The organism is Deltaproteobacteria bacterium PRO3 (assembly GCA_030263375.1).
In the GTDB taxonomy this organism is placed as follows: domain Bacteria; phylum UBA10199; class UBA10199; order DSSB01; family DSSB01; genus DSSB01.
This window is the reverse complement of record SZOV01000129.1, coordinates 1-6,808: the sequence shown is the minus strand read 5'-3', so window position 1 is coordinate 6,808 and position 6,808 is coordinate 1. Positions and strand designations below refer to the sequence as shown.

Annotated in this window: 6 protein-coding genes; 2 read left to right on the top strand and 4 right to left on the bottom strand. The window is 63.8% G+C overall.

The window, feature by feature from the left end; translation table 11 throughout:
- The coding region (locus FBR05_14000) for a hypothetical protein (GenBank protein MDL1873289.1) at nt 1-1,211 on the top strand (1,211 nt) is incomplete at its 5' end.
- Nucleotides 1,212-1,214: 3 nt separating this feature from the next.
- On the opposite strand, the gene purU is transcribed toward FBR05_14000, so the two are convergent.
- Entirely contained in the window at nt 1,215-2,078 is an 864-nt protein-coding gene (gene purU / locus FBR05_13995) for a formyltetrahydrofolate deformylase (protein MDL1873288.1), read from the bottom strand.
- Between the two features lie 95 nt (nt 2,079-2,173).
- Here purU and dksA point away from each other — a divergent pair, with 95 nt between their 5' ends.
- Complete coding sequence (gene dksA / locus FBR05_13990; protein MDL1873287.1) at nt 2,174-2,542, top strand: RNA polymerase-binding protein DksA; 369 nt, start codon at nt 2,174-2,176, stop codon at nt 2,540-2,542.
- Nucleotides 2,543-2,617: 75 nt separating this feature from the next.
- Here the strand turns inward: dksA and gshA are convergent, their stop codons facing one another.
- The 3 genes from gshA to FBR05_13975 are packed head-to-tail and all read right to left on the bottom strand — an operon-like array spanning nt 2,618 to nt 6,407.
- Nucleotides 2,618-3,985, bottom strand: a complete 1,368-nt coding sequence (gene gshA, locus FBR05_13985; GenBank protein ID MDL1873286.1) for a glutamate--cysteine ligase — start codon at nt 3,983-3,985, stop codon at nt 2,618-2,620.
- The gene (locus tag FBR05_13980; GenBank protein ID MDL1873285.1) at nt 3,859-5,010 is read right to left on the bottom strand and encodes a hypothetical protein; all 1,152 of its coding nucleotides are present in this window, start codon (nt 5,008-5,010) and stop codon (nt 3,859-3,861) included. Before FBR05_13980 ends, gshA begins: the two co-directional genes overlap by 127 nt.
- Nucleotides 5,007-6,407 carry a hypothetical protein gene (locus tag FBR05_13975; protein ID MDL1873284.1) on the bottom strand — a complete coding sequence of 467 codons (1,401 nt, stop codon included), beginning with the start codon at nt 6,405-6,407 and terminating at the stop codon, nt 5,007-5,009. Before FBR05_13975 ends, FBR05_13980 begins: the two co-directional genes overlap by 4 nt.
- Between the last annotated feature and the right edge of the window lie 401 nt (nt 6,408-6,808).

Below are 6,808 nucleotides of genomic sequence, written 5' to 3'. Positions count from 1 at the left end.
CCTTGCTCGTCTTCGCGGAGCGGGTGGGCCTGTTGAAATTCGGCGGGCAGATCCGGGAATTCGAGGGAAGGGTCCAGTTCAGCCCGGGCTTCGTGCGCACGATGCTGGCCCTGTTCAGCCTGATCACGCTCTTTTCCATGATCGCCGCGCCTTACCTGCGTTTCGAGTACGATTCGAAGAAGATCCGCGCCGACACCCCCGAAAATCGCGTCGCCAAGCAGCGCCAGCGCGCCACCACCGGCGAGCGGGTCAACACCCCGGCCGCGGTCCTGATCGAAAACGAGGCCCAGGCGGCCGCGATCAAGGCTGCGGTCGACAAGATCCGGGACGCCGATCCCCACACCACGATCCAAGGGACCAGCTCGGTCTACAGCCTGGTGCCGGGCGACCAGGCGGCCAAAATGGAAGTGGTCCGCGAGATCCAGACTATGTTGGAGGACGACACGATCCGCCTGGTCCCCGACGACAAGAAGGAGGACCTGGATCGCTTCAAGAAGGCCCTCGCCGACACGGCGACCTTCGAAAAGGGGGAGGTCCCCGCCGAGATCGTCGAGCGCTTCACCGGAGACCCGGAGATCCCGGGCAGCCTGATGTTGATCCTGCCCAAGCCGCGCCTCGAGCTGGACGACGGGCGGAACGCCATGGCCTTCGAGCGTGAGATCGGGCGCATCAAGACGCCGCTGGGAGAATTCCAGGCCAGCAGCGACGCGATCATCTTCGCGGAGGTGCTTAAGACGATGTTCCGCGACTCGAAGAAGGTCCTGATCATCTCGGTGCTCAGCGTCTTTCTCTTCGTCTTTTTGGATTTTCGCAGCCTGCGCAAGAGCCTCTTGGTGATGTTCTCGATCCTCGCCGGGGTTTTTTGGGTCTTCGGCGTGATGTACCTGAGTGGAACGAAGCTCAACCTCTACAACATGGTGATGATCCCGGCCGTGATGGGCATGAGCATCGACAACAGCATCCACGTCTTTCACCGCTACGAGGAGCTGGGCCGGGGCTCGCTCTCGAAGGTGCTCAGCACCACGGGCATCTCGGCGATGCTGGCCTCCTTCACCAACGCGGCCGGCTTCTTCGGCCTGGTCTTCTGCACCCACGGCGGACTCAAGTCGATGGGGGTCGTCGCCAGCATCGGCCTGGGCACCTGCCTGATCACGACCCTGCTGTACCTGCCGATGATCCTCCAATTCCTGGAGGAGCGGAAGAAATCCTGAGCCCTATTCGAAGACGACCGTCTTGTTTTGGTAGGCGAGGACGCGGCGCTCGACGTGCATGCGCACGGCGTAGGCGAGGGCGATCTTCTCCTGATCGCGGCCCTTACGGATCAGGTCCTCGACCCGGTCGCGATGGGTGACCCGGGCGACGCTCTGCTCGATGATCGGGCCGTTGTCGAGCTCGGCGGTCACGTAGTGGCTGGTGGCGCCGATCAGCTTGACGCCCCGCGCGTAGGCCTGGTGGTAGGGCTTACCGCCGATGAAGGCGGGCAAAAAACTGTGGTGGATGTTGATGATCGCGTTGGGATAGGCGGCGACAAAGGCGGGGCTCAATACCTGCATGTAGCGGGCGAGGACCACCAGGTCGACCTGGTGCTCGCGCAGCAGGCGCAGCTGCTCGGCCTCGGCCCTCTCCTTGGAATCGGCGGTCACGGGGACCACATGGAAGGGGATGCCGAAGTGCTCGGCCACCTCGCGGAGGTCGGGGTGGTTGCTGAGGATCAGGGGAATGTCGACGTCGATTTCGCCCAGGGTGTGTCGCACCAGCAGGTCGTAGAGGCAGTGCTGGTATTTCGAGACCAGGATCGCCATGCGGCTGCGCCGGTCGCTGAAGTGCAGCGAATATTCCATGCGGTATTTCTTGGCGAGCGGCGCCAGCTCGCGGGCCAGGGCTTCCCGGTCGAGCTGGAAACCTCCCATCTCCCACTCGAGGCGCATCAGGAAGGTTCCGGTCTCGAGATCGGTGTGCTGGTCGGAGTCGACGATGTTGCCGTGGTGCTTGTAGACGAATTCGGAGACCGCCGAAACGAGGCCCGGCTTGTCCGGGGAGACGATCAGCAAAATGGCGTTGTTTTTCGCGGCGGCCATGAGAAGAGAGCTTACCATCGAGATCATCGTTGACAAGCTATTTCCTTTTCATCAATATCGTCTATCCAACATTTGCGCCCGGGAGGCGAGGCCGCATGAACAAAAAAGACTTAAAAAAGTTTAAAGACATCCTGCTCGAACGCCGCAAGGCCATCACGCAGCTCAACGAGTCGCTCAGCGAGCAGTCGGTGGTCTTCGACCCCAACGACCTGCCCGACGAGGTCGACCTGGCGAGCAGCGAGACCGACCAAGCGATCAATCTCAAACTCCGCGACCGCGAGCGCATCCTGTTGCGCAAGATCGACAAGGCCCTGCGCAAGATCGACGAGGGCGAATACGGCGTCTGCGAATCCTGCGGCGAGGACATCGGCATCAAACGCCTCGAAGCCCGCCCGGTCACCGACCTCTGCATCCGCTGCAAGGAAGAAGAAGAGCGCCGCGAGAAGGCCTTCGCGGAGGAATAAACTATACGTCTTAGTAGGGGCGAACCTTGTGTTCGCCCCCGTGCACGGAGGGGAGGGCGAATAAAAGATTCGCCCCTACAATTCCCGCATCTCCTCGGCCGCCGCCAGGGCCGCGATCCGCGCCATCACCGAGGCCAGGCTCACCAGATTTCCCTTCTCCGCGCAATTGAGGAAGGCCCCCTCGTGCGGCTCGTCGAGCTTGTGCAGGCAGAGGCAGGCGAACTCCATCCCGCGCGCGTTCAGCGAGGCGAAGGCGTCGCGCTGGGCGTTCATCCGGAAAAACCCGCCCACGACCTGGAATCCCACCATATAGATGACCGGCTCGATCGGGTAACCGCTGTAGAAATCCGCGGTGGGAATGCCCTCCTGCACCAAAAAGCTGTCGCCCTTCTTTCCGCCCTTGGCGCTGAGCAGCTTGTTGCGGTCGCGGCGGTTCATGTTCAGGATGTCCCGGCTGGACATCACCTCCATCAGGCCCATGCCGTAGGTCCCGGCGTTGTTCTTCACGAAGGCGTAGGCCGGGCCCTCGATGCCGTAGCGACGGTACTGCGCCTCGACTTTCTCCAGCACGCGGTCGACCCCGTCGGCCAGGCGCCGGACTCCGCTCTCCTCGCCGAGCTCCACCTCGTCGACGGTGGCGAACTCACAATTGAGCAACCAGGGGTCGATCTCGAGGCGCGCGGCGAAGTCCTGAATCACCTCTTGCAAGCGCGAAAAGTGCCCGCTTTTTCGTCGCTTATGCCAGCCCAACCCGGGCGGCGGCGAGATCCTCGCCTCAAGTCCAGCCAAGGCCTGGGGTAGGCCCTGCGAAAAATCGTTGTTCGAGAGGATCCAATCGCCGGCGAAGTCGCCCGCATAGGGCCGACCCTCGCGGACTTGCAGGCGCTCCATGCGCAGGACCTTGCCTTGCCCCAGGTCCGCCTCGAAGCTCGGTTCGGAGATCTCCTCGCCGGCGTAGACGGCGCGGGCCTGGATCCCGGCCTCCTCGAGCAGGCCGAGCAGGCGCAGGACGTTCTCGAGGTAGAAGCGGTTGCGCGTGTGCTCCTCGGCGAGCACCAGGACATTTCGGACCTCGGGGAGGTAGGTCTCGAAATAAGCCTTGAGGGCGAAGCCGGTCAGTCGGCTGTAGGAATTGCAGAGGTTGTTGAAGCCCGCGGGAAATAAATTGGTGTCGACCACCCCGATCTTGTAGCCGGAGTTGCGGATGTCGCAGCTGAGATAGAGCGGAGGGACGAGCCCCTGAGTTTTTTCGGCGAAGAAGGCCTCGATCTTGTCGCGGTTCTTCAGAAATTTTTCGGCGATTTGGTGGAGCACGTTCAGCTTTCCTGGATCTTGAGGGTTTTGAGGTAGATCTCCCGCACGCGCCGGCGATGCTCGGAGAAGGCCCGCAGCAGCTCTTCCGGCGAGGCGAAGGACATTCGCACGGCCAATTCCGCCATGCATTCATGCCCGGGATCGAGATAGCCTTCCTTTAAATCGAACTCGGCTTCAAGGTAAATTTCCAGCATCCGGTAGAAGACGTAGGCGCTTCTCAGCGCCTCGGCGTCCGCCTTGGGCAGGATGCCGCGTTGCTCGAGGCGCCCCAGGGCCTCCTGCGTGTTGGGGCTTAAGATCGTGTCGAAGACCTTGCCCAGCTTGAGCTGGAGATATTGCACGGCGAACTCGATGTCCACCAAGCCTCCGTAGCCCTTCTTGTAGTGCAGCCGCCGTTCGCCCTCCTTGGCGAGCTCCTTCTCGATGCGCATCCGCAGGCGGTGCACCTCTTCCGCGAGGTTTTCCGGAAAGGGCTTCAGGAAAACCAGCCGCCGGAACAGGCCGTGAAAGTCCTTGGCGAAGCCGGGGCCCGCGAAGATGAGCCGGGCCTTGAGCAGGGCCTGGCGCTCCCATTCGGCCGCGTGCTCGTGGTAATAGGTGATCCAGGCGTCCAGCGAGGTAACGAGGGTGCCGGCGTTCCCGGAAGGTCTCAGCTCGGTGTCGACCTTGTAGGCGAAGCCGTCCCGCGTAACCAGGCTCAAATAGCTGATGATGCGCTGGGCGAGCTTGGCGAAGTACTCGCGGTTGCTGATCGGCTTGCGGCCCTGGGTCTCGCCGTTGCGGCTGTAGACGAAGATCAGGTCGAGATCGCTGTTCAGGTGCAGCTCGAGGCCGCCCAGCTTGCCCATGCCGATGATGGCGAACTCGCTGGTCGTGAAATTCCCGTCGTTGTCCTTGCAGCGCGGCAGGCCGTACTGGTGCGAAAGCTCCTCGCGGGCCAGGTCGTAGGTGGCGATGAGGGTCGCGTCGGCCAGGTGGGTGAGGGCGGCCATCGCCCGCTCCAGCGGCTCCCGGCCCGAGACCAGGTCGGCCTCGATCCGACGCGCGACCTCGCGCTTGTAGGTCCGCAATACCGAGAGGTTGTCCTCCAAGTCGCCCTCGGCGCCGAGGCGGCGCCGCAATTCCTCGTAATGATATTGGACTTGCGGATTCATCCTTCCGCCACCTCGAAGCGGTCGGCCAGCAGGCCCCGGAAGATGGTCTGCACGACGTGGCGATGGGTCTCGAGCTCGCTCAGCATGTGGTCGACGGCGGCTCGCGGGTCGGCCTCGGCATAGCCCATGCGTCGCGCCAGGCCGGCGAGTTCTTCAGGCGAGTCCGGGAGCTGGTGCGCCTGTTGCTCCTCGGGCAGCTGGAGGCGGTGCTCCATCGTGCGCAGGAAGACGTAGGCTCGGCGCAGGGCGTCTTCCTCGCCGGCCTCGATCAGCCCCGCCTCGCGGAGCCTGGGCAGGGCCTCGAGGGTGTTGGGCACTTGCAGCGCGGGGTCTTGGCCGCCGAACAGCAGCTGCAGGGATTGCACGAAGAACTCGACCTCGCGGATGCCGCCCTCGCCGAGCTTCAGGTGGAAGGTCTGTTGGGTCCGCTTGCGGATCGAGTCGTGGATCTTCGCTTTCATCTCGCCCAGGCGCTTGAGGAAGCCGAAGTCGCGCAGCTTGGGGTAGACGAAGGGGTGGATGCGGCGAAGGAATTCCGCGCAGAGGCCCGCGTCTCCGGCGCAGAGGGAGGCGCGGATCATCGCCTGCTTTTCCCAATCCGCGCCGAAGCTCTCGTAATAGGCCTCCATCGCGTCCAGGCTGTTGACCAAGGTGCCGGCCTTGCCCTCCGGCCTCAGCTCGAGATCGACGCGGTACAGGAAGCCGTCGTGGGACTTTTTTTGTAAAAAAGAGCTGAGCCGCTCGGCCAGCTTGGCGAAGTACTCGTGGGGCCCCAGCGGCGCGGGCCCCTCGACGCGGCCCTCATCGCTCCCGTAGAAATAGATCAGGTCTATGTCGCTGCTGAAATTCAGCTCGTCGCCGCCCAGTTTGCCCATCGCCAGGACGCTGAAGGGATTTTCGCCCGTGCCGTCGCCGCAGCGGGGCCTGCCGAAATCCCGGGACAGCTCTTCCAGGTGCCACTCGAGGGCGGATTGGACGACGCCGCGGGCGAGGGCGCTGAACTCGGCGACGATCTCGCGGAAGGGTTTGCCTAAGCCGACGTCGCGTAGGCTGATGCGGAAGAGGTGCCGGTATTTGCGGTCGAAAAGGACCTTTGCGAGGGTCTCGCGGTCCACGGGGGCGTGGGCGCCCAGGACGCCGCGGAATTCCTCGAACAGGGCCGCGGGCTCGATGGGGACGCTCAGGTCGCCGACCAGGGCCTCCGCCGCCTTTTCGGGATAGCGGCGCGCCCAGCGCGCTAGAAAATTACTGTTGCCGAGCAGGCGCAGCAGGGCATCGACCTTGCTTTGATCCAGCGCGCTGCGCACGGCGTCCAGCGCGGGCCCCATCTCGCGATAGACCTCGAGGGCCTGCGCAGGCTGGGCGGTGCCTTCGGCGATGTCCAGGCGAAAATCCATATCCTTGTCCTGAAGTAGAGCAATTTTCCGCCGCGCTGGCAACGAAGATCCGATTCACGCCGCGCGAAACGAGCGTCCTTTGGGGACGGGACAGAGCGAAAGTTCGCGGTGGTAGGGACAGGAGAGACAGGCCGGGCGGACGCCCACCGCCTCGAGGTCGGCGCCGCCCGCCGCCCACTGCGCGGCGAGCGATTCCAGCAGCTCGGCGTGGGCCGCCAGCTCTTCGGGGCGGAAGCTCAGCTCGTGGGACTCCGCGCGGTTCAGGACGTGGATCTGAACCGAACGCAAGGGCTCGCGCAGCAGGCGCTCCGCGGCCAGGGCGTAGGTTTTCAACTGAAAGCCGTAGTTATCCAACAGCTCCTCGGCGGAATGCGCCCCGCCGGCGTACTTGAAAGCGACCA

Bases quoted from the DNA above. Each gene is read 5' to 3' on its own strand.
- purU (MDL1873288.1), bottom strand. From the start codon at position 2,078: ATGGCCGCCGCGAAAAACAACGCCATTTTGCTGATCGTCTCCCCGGAC.
- dksA (MDL1873287.1), top strand. From the start codon at position 2,174: ATGAACAAAAAAGACTTAAAAAAGTTTAAAGACATCCTGCTCGAACGC.
- gshA (MDL1873286.1), bottom strand. From the start codon at position 3,985: ATGCATGGCGGAATTGGCCGTGCGAATGTCCTTCGCCTCGCCGGAAGA.
- FBR05_13980 (MDL1873285.1), bottom strand. From the start codon at position 5,010: ATGAATCCGCAAGTCCAATATCATTACGAGGAATTGCGGCGCCGCCTC.
- FBR05_13975 (MDL1873284.1), bottom strand. From the start codon at position 6,407: ATGGATTTTCGCCTGGACATCGCCGAAGGCACCGCCCAGCCTGCGCAG.